Origin of the sequence: Methylobacterium mesophilicum, from assembly GCF_036441335.1 — a bacterium.
GTDB lineage: Bacteria > Pseudomonadota > Alphaproteobacteria > Rhizobiales > Beijerinckiaceae > Methylobacterium > Methylobacterium mesophilicum_B.
On the sequence record NZ_MLBW01000034.1, the window covers coordinates 426,099 to 443,078 of the forward strand.

A 16,980-nucleotide genomic window follows, 5' to 3' on the forward strand; every position below is an offset into this window, starting at 1 on the left:
GGCGCAGCCATGATTGTCGCCCCGCAAACTCACGCCCCCGGCGAGCCGGTCCTCGTCGTCGAGAAGCTCGCCATCGCCCTGCCGCCCGGCGCGGACCGCCCCTACGCGGTCGACAGAGTGAGCTTCACGCTCAGCGCCGGCGAGATCCTCTGCATCGTCGGCGAGAGCGGGTCCGGCAAGTCGATGTCGGCCAACGCCGCGATGGGTCTCCTGCCGGAGACGGTGCGGCCGGTCGGCGGGCGGATCCTCCTCGGCGGGACCGACCTGCTCACCCTCGACGAGGCGGAGCTCTACGCGGTGCGCGGGCGGCGCATCGCGATGATCTTCCAGGAGCCGATGACGGCCCTCAACCCGCTGATGCGGATCGAGGCGCAGATCGCCGAGGTCTTCGCCGCGCACGGCCTGCTGACGCCGCGGACGCGCCGGAGCCGGGCCCTCGAACTGCTGGCCGAGGTCGGCCTGCCGGACCCGGCGCGCGCCGCCGCCTCCTACCCGTTCCAGCTCTCGGGCGGCCAGCGGCAGCGTGTGATGATCGCCATGGCGCTGGCCCTCGAACCGCAGGTGCTGATCGCCGACGAGCCGACCACGGCGCTCGACGTCACCACCCAGGCGCAGATCCTGCGCCTGATCCGCGATCTCCAGGCCCGGCGCGGCATGGCGGTGATGTTCATCACCCACGATTTCGGTGTGGTCGCCGAGATCGCCGACCGGGTGGCGGTGATGCAGCACGGCCGGATCGTCGAGGAGGGCCTCGCCGCCGACATCCTCGAGCGGCCGCAGCACCCCTATACCGCCAAGCTGATCGCCGCGATCCCCGACATGGAGGCTGGGGCCGGCCGGGCGGCGCGGGCGGCGCCCCGGGCTCCCGTCCTCGACGTCGAGGGACTGACCAAGACCTACATGCTCGGCGGCGGCCTGTTCCGGGCGCCCCGGACCGTCGCGGCGGTGCGCGACGTCTCGTTCACCCTCGGCCGCGGCGAGACCCTGGGCATCGTCGGCGAGAGCGGGTCGGGCAAGTCCTCGGTGGGGCGTTGCCTCGTGCGGCTCCAGGACCCGGACGGGGGACGGGTGCGCCTCGGCGGCATCGACATGGCCGGCCTGTCGGGCGAGGCCCTGCGGCAGGCGCGGCGGCGGATCCAGATGGTCTTCCAGGATCCCTACGGCTCGCTGAACCCGCGGGTGCGCGTCGGGCGGGCCATCGCGGACGGCCCGATCGCCTACGGCGAGGACGTCGGGACCGCCCTGGAGGCCGCGTCCGCGCTGCTCGCGCGCGTCGGCCTCGACGCCTCGGCGGCGGACCGCTACCCCCACGAGTTCTCCGGGGGGCAGCGCCAGCGCATCGGCATCGCCCGGGCCCTGGCGCTCAAGCCCGAGATCATCGTGGCCGACGAGGCGGTCAGCGCCCTCGACGTCTCGATCCAGGCCCAGATCCTCGACCTCCTCGACGAATTGAAGCGGGAGCTGCACCTCTCGCTCCTGTTCATCACCCACGACCTGCGGGTGGCGGCCAAGATCTGCGACCGCGTGATGGTGATGGAGAAGGGCGCGGTCGTGGAGATCGGGCCGGGGCCCGAGATCTTCTCGAATCCCCGCGCGCCCTACACGCGCAGCCTCGTGGCGGCGATCCCCGGCCGCAGGCCCCGAACGACCCCGCCGGAGGCCCCCGCCTTCGCTCTCCCTCCCGCCGCGATCAGGACACCCGTCTGATGACCTTCATGCCCAACTCCGTCGAGGCGCGCGACATCGCCTACCAGCTCCATCCGCTGGTCGACCTGCGCAACTACGACAAGACCGGCGCGCTCGTGATCGAGCGGGGCGAGGGGATCTACGTCTACGACAATGCCGGCCGGCGCTACATCGAGGGGCTGGCGGGTCTCTGGTCGGTCGCCGTGGGCTTCGGCGAGCGGCGCCTGTCGGACGCCGCCAAGCGGCAGATGGACCAGCTCTCCTACTACCACATCTTCGCGCACAAGACGCACGGCCCCTCGGTCGACCTCGCTGAGAAGCTGATCAGCCTGGCGCCGGTCCCGATGTCGAAGGTGCATTTCACCTCCTCGGGGTCCGAGGCCAACGACCTCGTCGTCAAGCTGGCGTGGTACCGCTCGAACGCCCTGGGCAAGCCGGAGAAGAAGAAGATCATCGGCCGCCTGAAGGGCTACCACGGCGTCACCATCGCGGCGGGCTCGATCACCGGCCTTCCGCGCAACCACGAGAGCTTCGACCTGCCGCTCGACCGGATGCGCCACGTCTCCTGCCCCGACTACGCCGGTTCGGCCCTGCCGGGCGAGAGCGAGGCCGCGTTCTCCCGGCGCATGGCGGACGAGCTCGAAGCGTTGATCCTGGCCGAGGGGCCGGACACCGTGGCGGCCTTCTTCGGCGAGCCGGTGATGGCCTCGGGCGGGGTCTACGTCCCGCCGGAGAACTACTGGGCGGAGATCCAGGCGGTGCTGCGCCGCTACGACGTGCTGCTGGTGGCCGACGAGGTGATCTGCGGCTTCGGGCGCACGGGGGCGATGTTCGGCTGCGAGACCTTCGGCATCGAGCCGGACGTGATGGTCCTCTCGAAGCAGATCTCCTCCTCGTACATGCCCCTCTCGGCGATCCTGATGAACGCGAACTTCTACGAGCCGATCGCCGACGAATCCGCCCGGCTCGGCGTGCTCGGCCACGGCTACACGGCCTCGGGCCATCCCGTCGCCACCGCGGTCGGCCTGGAGAACATCCGGATCATCGAGGAGCGCGACCTCGTGGGGAATTGCCGGCGCCTCAGCCCGCTCTTCCTCGAGCGGCTGGCGGGGCTCGCCGAGCACCCCCTGGTGAAGACGTGGCGCGGCGTCGGCCTGATCGGGGCCCTCGAGCTGAAACCCGCGACGGCACCCGGCGCGAAGCCCGGCGCGGCCGGCGCCGCGATCCAGGCCGCCGCCCTCGAACAGGGGGTGATCGCCCGCGCCATCGGCGATTCCCTGTGCTTCTGCCCGCCGCTGATCATCACCGCGGAGCAGATCGGCGCGATGTTCGACGCCGTCGGCCGTGCCCTCGACACGATCGCCGCGTGAGCCCGATGGACCAGATCCGCACGACGACCCGGACCGATCTCGGCACGATGGACGCGGTGGAGCTCGGGGCGCTGTTCGCGTCCGGCCGGGCCTCGCCGGTGGAGGCCGCGCAGGCGGCGCTGGCGCGCATCGAGCGGTTCAACCCGCAGGTGAATGCCTTCGCGTATGTCGCGCCCGAACCGGCGCTCGAGGCCGCGCGGGCCTCGGAGGCGCGCTGGGCGAGGGGCGCGGCGCTGAGCCCGATCGACGGGGTGCCGACGACGATCAAGGAGCTGACCGCCGTCAAGGGCATCCCGTGGCGGCGGGGCTCGAACCTCACCGGCGATGCCCCGGCCACCGACGAGATCCTGGTGATGCGGCGCCTGCGCGCAGCCGGGGCGGTCATCCTCGGCACGACCACGTCGCCGGAATTCGGCTGGAAGGGCGTGACCCACGGCCCGGCCTTCGGCAACACCGTCAATCCCTGGCGCACCGACCGGGCCTCGGGGGGCTCCTCGGGCGGGGCCGGCGTCGCCGCCGCCCTGAACATGGGCGTGCTGCACGAGGGGTCCGACGGGGCGGGCTCGATCCGCATCCCGTCGTCGTTCTGCGGCGTCTTCGGGATCAAGCCGACCTTCGGCTGGCTGGCCACCGACGCGCCGACGCCGCTGCGGGACATGGCCCATCGCGGCCCGCTCACCCGGACAGTGGCGGATTCGGCCCTGTTCCTGAACGCCGTCACGGGCCCCTCCCCGGACGGGCTGTACGGCGACTGCCCGAGCCCCGTCCCGGACTGGACGGAGGCGGCCCGCGGCGGCGTCGCGGGCCTGCGCATCGGCTACAGCCGGACCTTCGGCTACGCCCGCGTCGATCCCGAGGTCGCCGCCGCGGTGGACCGGGCCGCCGCCCGCCTCGCCGCGCTGGGCGCCGTCGTCGAGGAGGCCGATCCCGGCTTCGCCTCGCCCCTGGAGGCCCTGCGGGTGATCTGGTTCTCCGCCATGGCGGTCCTCGTGGATCGCTTCGCCCGCACCGAGGCGGATCGCGCGCGCATGGATCCCGGCTTCGTCGCCGTCGCCGAGATCGGGCGCCGCTACAGTGCCGCGGACCTCCTGGCGGCCGAGCAGGTCCGGGCCGAGCTGAAGGTCACGATGGCGCGCTTCCACGCGCGCTACGACCTGCTCCTCTCCCCGACCATGCCGGTCACGGCGATCCCGGCGGGCATCGACTTCCCCGCGGGCCAGGGCATGACCGACTGGACCGACTGGAGCCCGTTCACCTACCCGTTCAACATGACCGGCCAGGCCGCGCTCTCGGTGCCCTGCGGCTTCGATTCGGGCGGCCTGCCGATCGGGCTGCAGATGGTCGCCGCCCGGTTCCGGGACGACCTCGTCCTGCGGGCCGCCGGCGCGTACCAGACCGCCTACCCGGAGGCGTTCCCGGACGCCCCGGTGGTCCGGTCCGCCTGAGGGCGCAGGCGCGCCGGTCTCGAAACACCTGTCTGGATCCCCGATGCCCCATCCCACGATCGACGCCCCCGAGACCGGCATCGGCGCCGGCCTGTCGGTCGTGGCCGAGCCGGTCGATGCCCGCACCGCCGAGGGCATCGCCGTCGCGCAGTACGGCATCGCCGGCGCGGCGACGTGGCTCGCCGGCGAGAAGGATTCGAACTTCCGCCTCGATGCGGGGGCGGGGACCGCCTACTTCCTGAAGATCCTGAGCCCCGGCGAGGATCCCGCGGTGTCCCGCCTGCACAGCAACGCCCTGATCCACGTCGCGCGGGCCGCGCCGGACCTGCCGCTGCCGCGGATCGTGCCGACCCGCGCGGGCGAGCCGGACGGGCGCATCGCCGTCGCGCCGGACGATTACCGCACCGTGCGGCTCACGACCTTCACGCCGGGGCGCTCGCAGGCCGCCGGCCCCCGGACCGACGGGCAGCGCCGGGCGGCCGGGGCGCTGCTGGCCCGCCTCCAGGGCGCGCTGGAGGGCTTCACCGACCCGGCGGCGGACCACGTCTCATCCTGGGACCTGCGGCATGCCGGGCGGCTGCGCGCCGTGCTCGACGTGTTCCCCGAGGGCGGGCAGCGCGACCGCCTCGCCGGCATCCTCGACGCGTTCGCTTCGCGGGTCGTGCCCGCCCTGCCGGACCTCCCGCACCAGGTGGTCCACAACGACCTCGGCGGCGACAACATCCTCGTCGATCCCGACGATCTCGACCGGATCACCGGGGTGATCGATTTCGGCGACATGGTCCGCACGGCCCGGATGTTCGACGTGGCGATCGCGGCGGCCTACCAGCTCGGCCTCGACGCCGATCCCCTCGGCCCGGCCCTGGCGTTCCTGCGGGGCTACGCCTCGGTGGCCAGGCTGTCGGAGGCCGAAATCGCGCTGCTGCCGACGGCGATCCGGACGCGGATGGCCCTGCGCCTCCTGATCCCGGAATGGCGCGCCCGCCGCTTCCCCGAGCGCCGGGACTATCTCACCCGCAACAGCGCCGGCGTCTGGGGGCAGTTCCGGCACCTCGACGCCCTGGCACCGGCGGCGATCGACGCGGCGATCGCCGAGGCCTGCCGTCCCTGAGGCCACGCCATGACCGCTTCGTCCAGCTCCGCCCCGCCCGCTTCCGCCGAGGCCCTGATCGCCCGGCGCCGCGGCCTCCTCGGCGCCTCCTACCGGCTGTTCTACGAGCGGCCGGTCCACATCGTGCGCGGCGAAGATGTCTGGCTGTACGACGCCGAGGGGCGCCGCTACCTCGACGCCTACAACAACGTGCCCTGCGTCGGCCATTGCCACCCGCGGGTGGTGGAGGCGGTGGCGCGCCAGATGGCCACCCTCAACACCCACACCCGCTACCTGCACGAGGCGGTGCTCGACTATTCCGAGCGGCTCTTGTCCACCTATCCGGCCGCCTTCGGCCACGTCATGTACACCTGCACGGGGTCCGAGGCGGTCGACCTCGCCCTGCGGATCGCGCGCTACCAGACCGGCGGCACCGGTCTCGTGATCACGCAAAACGCCTATCACGGGACCACCGAGGCCACGGCGGGGATCTCCCCGTCGCTCGGCCCCAACGTGCCCCTCGGCCGCGACGTCTGGACGGTGCCGGCGCCGGACGCCTACCGCAATCCCGGCGTCGATGTCGGCGCGCGGCTGGCCGAGGACGTCCGGGCGGCCTTCGCCGACATGCGCCGCCACGGCGTGCGGCCCGCGGCGTTCATCGCCGACGGCATCTTCTCGACGGACGGGACCCTGGCCGAGCCCGCGGGTTTCCTGCGACCGGCCCGGGAGGCGGTGCGGGAGGCCGGCGCGCTCTACATCGCCGACGAGGTGCAGCCGGGCTTCGGCCGGACGGGGGCGGGCATGTGGGGCTTCGCCCGCCACGGCATCGTCCCCGACATGGCCGTGATGGGCAAGCCGATGGGCAACGGCCTGCCCATCGCCGGGGTCGCGATGCGGCCGGAGGTGGCGGAAAAATTCGGCCGGGACGTGCGCTACTTCAACACCTTCGGCGCCAACACGGTCTCGATCGCGGCGGCCGGGGCGGTGCTCGACATCCTGGCGGATCAGGACCTCGTGGCGAACGCCGCCGCCACCGGCGGCCTGATGCTGGAGGGGATGCGGGCGCTGATGGCGCGGATCCCGGCCATCGGCGACGTGCGGGGCGCGGGCCTGTTCCTCGGCCTCGACCTCGTCACCTGCCGCGCGAGCCGCGCGCCCGACGCGGCGCTGGCGAAGCGGGTCGTCAACGCCCTGCGCGAGGACGGCATCCTGATCAGCGCGTCCGGCCCCCACGACAACGTGCTGAAAATCCGCCCGCCGCTGACGTTCTCCGCCGAGCACGCCGCGCTCTTCCTTGAGGTCCTGGGAAAAACCCTGGACGGTGCGGCCTGACAAGAAGACCACAAGATCTGGCAGGAGACGACCCATGCATCCGGCGGAAGTCCTGGATCCGAGTCCGACGGCGGGACCGGCCCTGCGCGCCGATCTGCCGAAGGCGGCGCGGGTCTACGCGACCCTGCGCGAGGCCATCATCGCCATGCAGCTGAAGCCCGGCGCGCGCCTCGTCGAGAAGGATCTCTGCGACGAGCTCGGCGTGTCGCGCACGCCCCTGCGGGACGCGATCCTGCGGCTCGCGCAGCAGCGGCTGGTGACCGTGGTCCCGAGCGACGCCACCTTCGTCAACAAGATCATCCTGGACGAGGTGATCGAGGGCCAGCTCGTGCGCGAGAGCCTGGAACTGCGGATGGTGGCCCTGGCGGCCGAGCGCTTCGAGCCCGCCCGCCGGTCCGCCTTCGAGCTCGTCCTCTTCCGCGAGGCGGACGCGGCCCGGCGCGGCGACAACGCCGAGTCCTTCGCCCTGGACAACGATTTCCACCGGCTCCTGTGCGCCTGCGCCGGCTTTCCCCGCGTCTGGGACACGATCCATCTCGCCACCGGCCAGCTCGACCGCGTGCGGCGCAACGCCTTCCCGCTGCAGAACTACCATGTGGAGGTGCTCGACGAGCACAGGGCGATCTTCGAGGCGCTGTGCCGGCAAGACGCGCAGACCGCGGTCTCGCTCCTGCGCACGCATCTGGGCGGGACGCTGAACTCGTTGCGGATCCTGCTGGCGCGGGAGCCCGATCTCGTCGCGTTCGACCCCGCATCGCCGGCCTTCTCCCTTCTGAGGCAGTCCGAGCAGGCCGGGTCCCCCGCGCTGCCCGATGGCGCCGAGGGAGCGCCGGAGCGGGGCGCCCGACGCCGCGTCGCGGGCCGCCGGACTGCGCCGGGAGCCGTGTAGGGCGATGGCGATCCCGGTCGTTCTCAAGACCGTTCCGGAGCACGCCCGCGTCTGGCACGACGTGTTCGCCCGGGAGGCGCCGGAGCTGGGCCTGATCGACTGGGCGCACGGAACGCGGTTTCCCGGCGTGAGCGCCTTCGCCGGTTGGAAGCCGCCCGCGGACCTGGCCGCGCGGATGCCGGACCTGCGCCTCGTGTTCTCCGTCGGGGCCGGGATCGATCACCTGCCGCTCGAGGCCCTGCCGGAGCACGTGGACGTCGTCCGCATGGTCGCCCCCGACGTCACGCGCTCGATGGTCGAGTACGTCACGCTCGGCGTGCTGGCTCTGCACCGGGACCTCGTCCTCTACGCGGACGAGACCCGCCGGGGCCTCTGGAACCCGCGCGCGATCCGCACGGCGCGGACCACCCGTGTCGGGATCCTCGGCCTGGGCGTGCTCGGGAGCGCGGCGGCCACGGCCCTGGCCGGGTTCGGCTTCGAGGTCCGCGGCTGGGCGAGAAGCCCCAGGACGCTGGAGCGCGTCACGTGCTTCGCCGGCCGCGCGGCGCTCCCCGACTTCCTGTCCGGCTGCGACATCCTCGTGTGCCTGCTGCCCCTGACGCCGGAGACGCGCGGACTGCTCGACAGGGACCTGTTCCGGCATCTCCCGGTCGGGGCGGCGCTCCTCAATGCGGGGCGGGGAGCCCATGTCGTCGAGGGCGACCTGATCGCGGCGCTGGACACGGGCCAGCTCCGGGCGGCCATGCTCGACGTGCTGTCGGAGGAACCGCCGCCCGCGGATCACCCGCTCCTCGGACACCCGCGGATCCTCGTGACGCCCCACAGCGCCAGCGCGAGCCAGCCGGACGACGCCGCGCGCCAGATGATCGCGGCGGTCCGGGCCTGCCGGGACGGGCAGCCGCTTCTCAACCGGGTCGACCGCAGCCGCGGATTCTGAGCGCCGTCAGACGCGGTCCGGACCGAAGCCGGTCTGATCGAGCGGCGCGGCCCCGTGCCTGATCGCGCACCGCCCGTCGCTCGAGCCGGTCTGCGCCGCACGCCAGGGATGCGCGGGCAGCCCTCCGACGGACCAATTTCCCGGCGTGCCGGCCGCGGGATCCGCCCCGCTGGATCGGTCCGCCCGGCGCTGTGGCCTCCGGGCCCGGACGGCGGGTCTCCGGGCGCGCCGGTTCGCGGATCGGGTCCGCGTCAGGGGATCAGCTTGCCGGGATTCATGAGGTTCCGGGGATCGATGGCGCGCTTGAGGGTCCGCATGAGGCCGAGCGCCTCGGGGCCGTGCTCGCGCTCCATGAAGCGCATCTTCTTCTGGCCGATCCCGTGCTCGCCCGTGCAGGTGCCGCCCAGGTCCAGCGCGCGGGCGACCAGGCGATCGAGAAAGCCGGCCACCGCGGCCATCTCCGCGGGGCTGTCGGCATCGACGAGCGGGAGGGTGTGGAAGTTGCCGTCGCCGACATGGCCGGCGATCGGCGCCGTGAGCCCGGTCGCGGCGATGTCGCGCTTCGTCGCCTCCACGCATTCCGCGAGCCGCGAGATCGGCACGCAGACGTCGGTCGACATGTTCTTGATGGTGGGCCCGGGCCGCAGCGCGACCGCGGCCCAGTACACGTCGTGGCGCGCCTGCCAGAGGCGCGCGCGCTCGTCGGCCCCGGTCGCCCAGTCGAACGGGCCGCCGCCGAGCTCGGCGGCGATCTCGCCGAACCGCTCGGCCTGCTCGCGCGCGCCCGCGTCCGTGCCGTGGAACTCGACCAGGAGCAGCGGGGTCTCCGGCAGGGCCAGCTTCGAGTAGCGGTTGCAGGCCGCGACCTGGACTTCGTCGAGGAGCTCGATGCGCGCGACCGGGATGCCGGACTGGATCGTCAGGATCGTGGCGTCGCAGGCCGCCTTGATCGAGGGGAACGGGCAGATGCCCGCCGAGATCGCCTCGGGGATGCCGTGCAGGCGCAGCGTGACCTCGGTGATGATCCCGAGCGTGCCCTCCGAGCCGACGAGGAGCCGGGTGAGATCGTAGCCGGCCGACGACTTGCGCGCCCGGCGGGCGGTCGTGACGATGTCGCCGTTCGGCATCACCGCGGTGAGCGCGAGCACCGCGTCCTTCATCGTCCCGTAGCGCACGGCGTTGGTGCCCGACGCCCGCGTCGCCGCCATCCCGCCGATCGTGGCGTCCGCCCCGGGATCGATGGGGAAGAACAGGCCGGTGTCGCGCAGGTACGCGTTCAGCGCCCTGCGGGTGACGCCGGCCTCGACCGTGCAGTCGAGGTCGTCGGCATTGACAGCGCGGACGCGATCCATTGCGGCCGTGTCGACCGAGACGCCGCCGAACGGCGCGTTGACGTGGCCCTCGAGGGAGGTGCCGACGCCGTAGGGCACGATCGGCACGTCGCGCGCGGCGCAGGCGCGCACGACGGCCTGCACCTCCGCGGTGGTGCGCGGGAAGACCACGAGGTCCGGCGGCTCGCACGGCGCCCAGGTGAGCTGGTTGGCGTGCTGCTCGCGCACGGCCGGGCTCGCCGTCACCCGGTCCCCGAGCAAGGCCCGCAGGGCCTGGGCGAGATCCGCGATCGTCGCCGCGTCCGGGCGGGTCCGCGGGGCGGGAGCGGGGGCGTTCATGGGCTGCTCCGATGGGTTCGAACCGGCGCGGCGCCGGCGACGGCGTGTCCCCGGGGTCGCGCGGCCCCGCGTTTCGGCCTCCGCCGAGAGGACGTTCCGACGCTGCCATAGGTCGAACGGCCGCCGCCCGCGAGCGCTGGGTCCGCCGCGGGCTGAGACGCGGCTGAGCCCCGGCTGACACGGGGCGGAGACGAGGGGCCTAGCGCGGTACCGCGACGACCTCGGCGCGATCCGGCACCGGCGGCGCCGGCCTCCGCTCCGGGATCAGCCGGTCGGGCACCGCCGCCCCGCGCTCGAGGGTGGCGACCGCCAGGGGGGCGCCCCGGCCGCGCAGGGCGTGCGTCCCCAGTGGACGGGCGCGGACGCCCTCGGGCAGCCGGTCCAGCCGGTCGAGCAGATCCTGCGAGATCAGGATGCCGACGCCGAGCGGCCGGCACAGGGCCTCGATCCGCGCGGTGACGTTCACGGCGTCGCCGAAATACGCGATCTTGTGGCGGTCGACCCCGACCTCGGCCGTGACCACCGGACCGCCGTGCAGCGCCGCCCGCAGCCGCGGGACCGTGCCGAACCGGGCTTGCCAGGCCGCGGCCTGCGCGTCGATCCGGTCGAGCACCTCGAACACGCAGGTCACGCAGCGCGCGTCCTTCAGGCCGCGCTTCATCGGCCACGTGATCATCGCGAGGTCCCCGATGAAATCGTCCGTGGAGCCGGCGTTGCGCCGCACCGGCTCGGCCAACGTCGCGAAGACGGCACCGAGGTATTCCTGCGCGCGCAGGTCGCCGTGGGCCTCCGCGAAGGCCGTGGAGCCGACCACGTCGAGGAACAGGAAGATCCGCTCCTCCTGCACCGGCCTGTGGTAGCGGCCGATCATGAAGTTCACGAACACCTCGCCGCCGATCAGGTCGCGCATGCGCATGACGAAGACCAGCAGGGCCGACACGGCCAGCGAGTAGGCGAGGAACCGCGGGGTGATCCGCACCGCCGTGGACAGGCTGTCGCCGGTCAGGCCGAAGGCCCAGACGACCAGCCCGCCGAGGGCGCAGCCGAGCGTGATCAGCACCACGTAGAGCAGCTCGGCCGCCAGCATGTAGATCAGCGCCGGCAGGCGTCGCAGCCGCGTCTGGACGCCCGACAGGGCCAGGCCGGGCACGAAGGCCAGCACCGTCCCGCCGACCGCCAGGGCGTAGACGAGGCCGGCGAGCATCGAGGCCCCGCCGACGAAGAGCAGGTTGTAGAGGAGACCCGCCCCGCCGGAGGCGAGGAGGAGGGTCAGGGCCCAGAGCCAGCGGTACTGTGGGAGCATGGGCGGTCGGCGGGGTCGAGCGTGGCGGCGGGCACGGTTTGACCTACGCGATGGCGGGGGGCGAAGGCGAGAGGGCGGGGGCGCGCCGCGACGGGCGGGTCGGGCCGGTGCCCTCAGACGGGCCGGTCAGCCGTGACCGATCGGGAGCGATTCGCGCCGTCCACACGACGTCGTCCCCTGGAGTCGCGCGGCCACAGGCGGGGGAGCTCGCCCTCTCCGGGCGGTGACCGGTATCCGCGGGCATCTGCAATGAAGCGCGGAACGGCAAAGATCCACCCATCTGGGACGTTCGGAGGCGGTGAGCCAAAGCGGATTTGGCCAGACGCGGCGAGTTTGCTTCGGCGCAGGGCCGCCGGAAAACGGACGGCCATCTGCCGGCCCCTGCAGGCCGCGCAGATCGCGGTCGGCTCTCACCGGAAGCGGACGCCGCTATAACGCCGGCTCTTCTGCAGCGATGCGACCCGATCCGATCGTCTGCCCCATGATGCCGATCCACGCTTAGATATGGATCCGCTTGGAGCCGAGATACCAGGGCATTGGGTCCGTCGGGCGAGTGCTCATACCTTCACTTGGCGGCCGACCAATGTCGACAGAGCCGCGCGAGAGTGTTCCGCGCGATCAGCCTCATAAGCTTCCCTTAAGCCGCGCCGTGAAGTTTCTTGAGCCCCGAGAAACTGTAGTTGGTTGCAGTCGGCAGGGCGATGGGAGGATGGATGGAGCCGCATCTCGTCCGTGCGGTGCTCGGACTCGTGATCGGCTGCGCGCTCGGCTACGCCGCGCGGCGCGGCCGCTTCTGCACGCTCGGCGCGCTGGAGGATGCCGTTTACGGGCAAGATACACGGCGCCTGCGCGCCTGGGCGCTCGCCATAGCGGTGGCCATTCTCGGCGTCCATACCCTGCGACTGAGCGGACTCGCGCTTCACCGGACGCTGTACGCCACACCTCAGCTCGAGCTCGGCCCCCTCGTCGTCGGCGGCCTGACCTTCGGGTTCGGCATGGCGTTGGTGGGCAACTGCGCCTTCGGCAACCTGCTCCGGCTCGGCGGTGGGGACCTGAAGGCCCTGGTCGCGCTCCTCGTCGCCGCCGTCTCGGCGGTGATGGCAATGCGGGGGCTCACCGCCATCGTGCGGGTGGTGGCGGTCGATCCGCTCTTCGTGTCGATGCCCGGCGGACGCGCGCAGCTCCTCCCGGAGCTGCTGGGTTTCGGGCGCACCGCGGCGACTGCCCTCGCGGCCGCCTGCGCCGTCCCCCTCGCCGTCTACGCCTTCGCCGGCAGTACCTTCCGGCAGGACCGGAAACTCGTCACCGCGGCGATCGCGATCGGGATGTGTGTGACCGCCGGATGGTGGGCGACCGGCTTTGCCGGATACGACGAGTTCGGGACCGAGCGTCCGCTATCCCTGAGTTTCGCCCGGCCAGTCGGCGACACCGTGCTCTTCGCGATGTTGGCCTCCGGTATGCAGGTGGATTTCGGGATCGCCTCGGTCGTCGGCGTCCTGCTCGGAGCGTTTATCGAGGCACGTCAGGCCGGGCGATTCCGCTGGGAGGCGCCGGACGATCCGGGCGAGTTGCGCCGGCATCTCGTCGGTGCCTTCCTGATGGGGACCGGCGGTATCACGGCTCTGGGTTGCACCATCGGCCAGGGGATCACCGGAGTCGCGACGCTCTCCGTCGGCTCCGCCATCGCCCTGGCGTCTATCGCGCTGGGCGGACGCGCCGGCCTCTACTACCTCGTGGAGCGCCGGGTCTGATCGCCTCAGGGCCCGGGCTTCCCGCCGTCCGTGAAATGCGCGCCTTCCCGTTCCAGGAAGACCCTGTAGGCGTTGCCGCGGTTGTTGGCGGCGAAGGCTGGGAGCGTCGCGTAGGCGGACCAGTCGGCGGCCCGATAAGCGGCGTCGAAATCGGTCCACGTGTCGACCGCCGCCGTCATCACGCGCCTGAGATCGGCGATGTAGCCCGCCGTGAAGGCGATGGCCCGCGCAGCCTCGGTCGAGGGGGCGCCGTGGCCGGGAATGATGAAGCGGGGCTTCAGGCCCTCGACTCGCTTCAGGGCCGCCAGCCAGCGGTCGGTATCGACGTCATCGCTGTTCATGTGCGGGATCCGTCCGTTCTGGACGATGTCGCCCGCGAACAAGACCCCGTCGGGCTCGACCATCATCATCAGGTCGCTCGCCGAGTGGGCGGGCCCGGCATAGAGCAGCACGAAGCGCTTGCCGCCGAGCGTCAGGGTTGCCCGCTCGGCAAAGGTGATGTCGGGCGGTACGATCCGCGTGTGCTCGTCCACCCAGGGGGCGAGTGCGCCCTGACGCTGGCGCAGGCGGGCATCGGCCCGCTCGTCGGCGGTCTCGTCGTTCTCGCGGTACTCCGCCGCGCGCTCCTGGGCGATCACGACCGCGCCGGTATGATCCTTGAACGCCTGCAGCCCGTAGATGTGGTCGGCGTGATAATGGCTCACGACGAGGTAGCGGACCGGCTTGTCGGTGACTCTGCGGATCTGCTCCAGGAGCGCCCAGCCGAGGCTCGGCGTGCCCAGGGCGTCGAACACGACCACGCCCTCCTCCGTGACGACGAAGCCGCCATTCGACGTGTTGCCCTCGTTGGCCTGGCTCGGCACCCCCGTGTTGCCGATGCTGTAGTAGACCGGCTCGCCGGGCACCTGCGCCACGGTGAGCGGCGTGCCGAGGGGCGGATAATCCGCGGCGCGCGCAGGTCCCACGATCACGATGGCGAGGATCAGCGCGACCCGAAGGATCATCCTCAGAGATCCTTGCAGTAGAGCTGCTTGAGGAGCCCGATCACCGCGACGGCGTTCGGGTCCTTGATGCTGTAGAAGAGTGTCTGCGCCTCCCGCCGGAACGTGAGGACCCCGTCCTCCCGCATCCGCGCGAGGTGCTGCGACAGGGCGGACTGGCTGAGCCGCAGCTCCTCGACCAACTGCCCGACCGTCATCTCGCCGTGGACGATCAGAAGGCAGGCTATCATCAGCCGGTGCTCGTTCCCGAGCAGGCGCAGGAGCCGCACGGCCTGGGCGGCCTGATCCGCGAATGCATCCAGTGTCGTCTCGTCGATCGTCGTCGCCTGCATGGTCTCGCAAAACCGGCTTGGCCCAAATTGGATCGGGCGAGAAGAGATCGCGGCCATCGTCGCCCGAACGGGGCGCCCTGGCCAGTCAGCGAACCGCCGCAACGGAACGGCGGTCCCTATATCAGATTTTGCTAAATTAGCATTGACTGATGGAAGGCGGCTGGCTAGCCCTAGAGAAACGGCGCGAGCCGGTCAATTCGGGAGGAAGCCGGTGACGAACCGGACTGACGGGCGCACGCCAGAAGGCGGAGCGCCGACGCGATCCCATGCGCCGGCCCTCGCCCGCAGGCGCTTCCTGCGGCTCGCAGCGGCGGGAGCGGGCGGCGCGGCGCTACCGAAGCTCGCCGGGGCTGGAGAGGCGGGACCGCCGGCCGAGTATCCCTGGTCGCAGAGCCTCGGGGCTGGGGTCGTGGACCGGCCCTACGGTCAACCCGCCGCGCAGGAGGCCGGCGTGATCCGCCGAAACGTGCCCTGGCTGACGGCCGGCACGGAATCGTCGATCAGCTTCTCCCCGATCCAGGACTTGCAGGGCATCCTCACGCCCAACGGCCTGTTCTTCGAGCGCTACCATGCCGGCCGCGTCGACGTGGATCCGGAGCAGCATCGTCTGATGATCCACGGTCTGGTGGAGCGCCCCCTGCTGCTCGCCATGAGCGATATCGTCCGCTTCCCCTCGGTCTCGCGCATCCATTTCATCGAGTGCCCGGCCAATGGCGGCATGGAGTGGCGCGGGGCACAGCTCAACTCGCTCCAGTTCACCCACGGCATGATCTCCTGCGCCGAGTGGACCGGCGTGCCACTCTCGACCCTCCTCGCGGAGGTCGGCGTGAAGCCCGAGGGCAAGTGGGTGATGTTCGAGGGGGCGGACGGCGCCCACATGAACCGGTCCCTGCCGCTGTCCAAGTGCCTGGACGATTGTCTGATCGCCTACGGCCAGAACGGCGAGGCGCTGCGGCCGGAACAGGGTTATCCGCTGCGTCTGGTGGTGCCGGGCTGGGAAGGCAATGTCAGCGTCAAGTGGCTGCGGCGTATCAAGATCGGCGACCAGCCGTGGTATACGCGCGAGGAGACTTCCAAGTACACCGACCTGATGCCTGACGGGCGATCGCGGGGATTTACTTGGGGAATCGATGCCAAGTCGGTCATCACCTTTCCCTGCCCCGAGAAGCCGCTCGGCAAGCCCGGCCTCTACGAGGTGCGCGGCCTCGCCTGGACCGGCAATGGCAAGGTCAAGCGGGTCGACGTGTCCTTCGACGGCGGCGCCAACTGGCAGACCGCGGCCCTGCACGAGCCAGTCCTGTCGAAGGCTCTGACCCGGTTCTCCCTGCCGTGGCAATGGGATGGCGGGCCGGCCCTGCTCGAATCCCGCGTCATCGACGAGACCGGATACGTACAGCCGACCATCGCCGATCTGCGCAAGGTCCGCGGTGTGAACTCGGTCTACCACAACAACTCGATCCAGACCTGGCAGGTGAAGCCGGATGGCAGCGTGTTCGATGTCCAGACCGCTTGAGACCCTTCTCGCTCTCGGAGCACTGCTCGCCCTCGCCGGGGCCACGCAGGCCGGCGAAAGGCCCCGCTACGGCTACGGCACGCCTCCAACCCAGGCGCAGGTCGACGCCTGGAACATCGACGTGCGCGGCCATGACGGCCTTGGCCTACCGGCCGGCAAGGGCGGCGTCGACCAGGGCAGCGAGGTCTTCGCCGAGAAGTGCGCCGCCTGTCACGGCACGTTCGGCGAGGGCGTCGACCGCTGGCCCAAGCTCGCGGGCGGGGAAGGCACCCTGAAGGCGGACCGCCCGGAGCCGACCGTGGGCAGCTACTGGCCCTTCGCCGCGACCCTCTACGACTACATCGACCGGGCGATGCCGTTCCCGAATCCGCGCAGCCTCGCGCCGGACGAGATCTACGCGCTCACCGCGTACATCCTGAACCTCAACAACCTCGTGCCCGCCGACTTCGTGGCCGACAAAGACAGCCTGCCCAAGGTCAGGATGCCGAACCACGGCAGTTTCACCTGGACGGATCCGCGGCCCGACACCCGAGTCGCGCCGTGCATGACCGGGTGCCGCGATCCGAAGGCGGTCGTGATCACCTCGACCGCCGAGGGCAAGACCCTGACCCCGCGCACCACGGGGCCCCTCGACGACATGCAGCCGAAATGACGTCCCCCA

The 16,980-nt window shown here is 71.8% G+C and carries 14 protein-coding genes; 10 read left to right on the plus strand and 4 right to left on the minus strand.

Translation table 11 applies throughout. The features are described from left to right. The first annotated feature begins 9 nt into the window (after window positions 1-9). From MMR14E_RS22670 to MMR14E_RS22700, 7 genes are read left to right on the plus strand one after another with little or no spacing between them, the layout of a single operon-like run. Window positions 10-1,707, plus strand: coding sequence for an ABC transporter ATP-binding protein (locus tag MMR14E_RS22670; protein ID WP_331317406.1), 1,698 nt, complete (start codon window positions 10-12; stop codon window positions 1,705-1,707). Continuing rightward, window positions 1,707-3,056: an aspartate aminotransferase family protein gene (locus MMR14E_RS22675; RefSeq protein ID WP_331317408.1), complete on the plus strand. Its 1,350-nt coding sequence runs from the start codon at window positions 1,707-1,709 to the stop codon at window positions 3,054-3,056. Before MMR14E_RS22670 ends, MMR14E_RS22675 begins: the two co-directional genes overlap by 1 nt. 5 nt (window positions 3,057-3,061) lie before the next feature. Next, the gene (locus tag MMR14E_RS22680; protein WP_331318620.1) at window positions 3,062-4,501 is read left to right on the plus strand and encodes an amidase; all 1,440 of its coding nucleotides are present in this window, start codon (window positions 3,062-3,064) and stop codon (window positions 4,499-4,501) included. A 43-nt stretch (window positions 4,502-4,544) separates the two neighbouring features. Further along, complete coding sequence (locus MMR14E_RS22685; protein WP_331317410.1) at window positions 4,545-5,612, plus strand: phosphotransferase; 1,068 nt, start codon at window positions 4,545-4,547, stop codon at window positions 5,610-5,612. A 9-nt stretch (window positions 5,613-5,621) separates the two neighbouring features. Continuing rightward, window positions 5,622-6,923 carry an aspartate aminotransferase family protein gene (locus MMR14E_RS22690; RefSeq protein ID WP_331317412.1) on the plus strand — a complete coding sequence of 434 codons (1,302 nt, stop codon included), beginning with the start codon at window positions 5,622-5,624 and terminating at the stop codon, window positions 6,921-6,923. A gap of 34 nt (window positions 6,924-6,957) precedes the next feature. After that, a complete protein-coding gene (locus tag MMR14E_RS22695) occupies window positions 6,958-7,812 on the plus strand; it encodes a GntR family transcriptional regulator (protein WP_331317413.1) in 855 nt (284 codons plus the stop codon). Between the two features lie 4 nt (window positions 7,813-7,816). Then, a complete protein-coding gene (locus tag MMR14E_RS22700; RefSeq protein ID WP_331317415.1) occupies window positions 7,817-8,749 on the plus strand; it encodes a glyoxylate/hydroxypyruvate reductase A in 933 nt (310 codons plus the stop codon). Window positions 8,750-9,000: 251 nt separating this feature from the next. Here MMR14E_RS22700 and MMR14E_RS22705 read toward each other — a convergent pair whose 3' ends face one another. Together MMR14E_RS22705 and MMR14E_RS22710 are read right to left on the minus strand one after the other, a co-directional pair. Beyond that, window positions 9,001-10,419, minus strand: a complete 1,419-nt coding sequence (locus tag MMR14E_RS22705; RefSeq protein WP_331317416.1) for an FAD-binding oxidoreductase — start codon at window positions 10,417-10,419, stop codon at window positions 9,001-9,003. Between the two features lie 199 nt (window positions 10,420-10,618). Next, a complete protein-coding gene (locus MMR14E_RS22710; protein ID WP_331317418.1) occupies window positions 10,619-11,722 on the minus strand; it encodes an adenylate/guanylate cyclase domain-containing protein in 1,104 nt (367 codons plus the stop codon). A gap of 713 nt (window positions 11,723-12,435) precedes the next feature. On the opposite strand from MMR14E_RS22710, the gene MMR14E_RS22715 reads away from it, so the two are divergent. Then, the gene (locus tag MMR14E_RS22715; protein ID WP_331317420.1) at window positions 12,436-13,473 is read left to right on the plus strand and encodes a YeeE/YedE family protein; all 1,038 of its coding nucleotides are present in this window, start codon (window positions 12,436-12,438) and stop codon (window positions 13,471-13,473) included. A gap of 5 nt (window positions 13,474-13,478) precedes the next feature. Here the strand turns inward: MMR14E_RS22715 and MMR14E_RS22720 are convergent, their stop codons facing one another. Together MMR14E_RS22720 and MMR14E_RS22725 are read right to left on the minus strand one after the other, a co-directional pair. Next, window positions 13,479-14,477, minus strand: coding sequence for an MBL fold metallo-hydrolase (locus MMR14E_RS22720; protein WP_331317422.1), 999 nt, complete (start codon window positions 14,475-14,477; stop codon window positions 13,479-13,481). Window positions 14,478-14,479: 2 nt separating this feature from the next. Next, window positions 14,480-14,806 (minus strand): metalloregulator ArsR/SmtB family transcription factor, encoded by a 327-nt coding sequence (locus MMR14E_RS22725; protein ID WP_331317423.1) that lies wholly within the window; start codon window positions 14,804-14,806, stop codon window positions 14,480-14,482. A 295-nt stretch (window positions 14,807-15,101) separates the two neighbouring features. Here MMR14E_RS22725 and soxC point away from each other — a divergent pair, with 295 nt between their 5' ends. Next, entirely contained in the window at window positions 15,102-16,319 is a 1,218-nt protein-coding gene (gene soxC, locus MMR14E_RS22730; protein ID WP_419539434.1) for a sulfite dehydrogenase, read from the plus strand. Further along, entirely contained in the window at window positions 16,303-16,971 is a 669-nt protein-coding gene (locus MMR14E_RS22735; RefSeq protein ID WP_331317425.1) for a cytochrome c, read from the plus strand. Before soxC ends, MMR14E_RS22735 begins: the two co-directional genes overlap by 17 nt. Window positions 16,972-16,980 lie beyond the last annotated feature (9 nt).

Excerpts from the sequence above, each read along its gene's own strand:
- MMR14E_RS22670 (WP_331317406.1), top strand. The coding sequence starts at position 10 with ATGATTGTCGCCCCGCAAACTCACGCCCCCGGCGAGCCGGTCCTCGTC.
- MMR14E_RS22675 (WP_331317408.1), top strand. The coding sequence starts at position 1,707 with ATGACCTTCATGCCCAACTCCGTCGAGGCGCGCGACATCGCCTACCAG.
- MMR14E_RS22680 (WP_331318620.1), top strand. The coding sequence starts at position 3,062 with ATGGACCAGATCCGCACGACGACCCGGACCGATCTCGGCACGATGGAC.
- MMR14E_RS22685 (WP_331317410.1), top strand. The coding sequence starts at position 4,545 with ATGCCCCATCCCACGATCGACGCCCCCGAGACCGGCATCGGCGCCGGC.
- MMR14E_RS22690 (WP_331317412.1), top strand. The coding sequence starts at position 5,622 with ATGACCGCTTCGTCCAGCTCCGCCCCGCCCGCTTCCGCCGAGGCCCTG.
- MMR14E_RS22695 (WP_331317413.1), top strand. The coding sequence starts at position 6,958 with ATGCATCCGGCGGAAGTCCTGGATCCGAGTCCGACGGCGGGACCGGCC.
- MMR14E_RS22700 (WP_331317415.1), top strand. The coding sequence starts at position 7,817 with ATGGCGATCCCGGTCGTTCTCAAGACCGTTCCGGAGCACGCCCGCGTC.
- MMR14E_RS22705 (WP_331317416.1), bottom strand. The coding sequence starts at position 10,419 with ATGAACGCCCCCGCTCCCGCCCCGCGGACCCGCCCGGACGCGGCGACG.
- MMR14E_RS22710 (WP_331317418.1), bottom strand. The coding sequence starts at position 11,722 with ATGCTCCCACAGTACCGCTGGCTCTGGGCCCTGACCCTCCTCCTCGCC.
- MMR14E_RS22715 (WP_331317420.1), top strand. The coding sequence starts at position 12,436 with ATGGAGCCGCATCTCGTCCGTGCGGTGCTCGGACTCGTGATCGGCTGC.
- MMR14E_RS22720 (WP_331317422.1), bottom strand. The coding sequence starts at position 14,477 with ATGATCCTTCGGGTCGCGCTGATCCTCGCCATCGTGATCGTGGGACCT.
- MMR14E_RS22725 (WP_331317423.1), bottom strand. The coding sequence starts at position 14,806 with ATGCAGGCGACGACGATCGACGAGACGACACTGGATGCATTCGCGGAT.
- MMR14E_RS22735 (WP_331317425.1), top strand. The coding sequence starts at position 16,303 with ATGTCCAGACCGCTTGAGACCCTTCTCGCTCTCGGAGCACTGCTCGCC.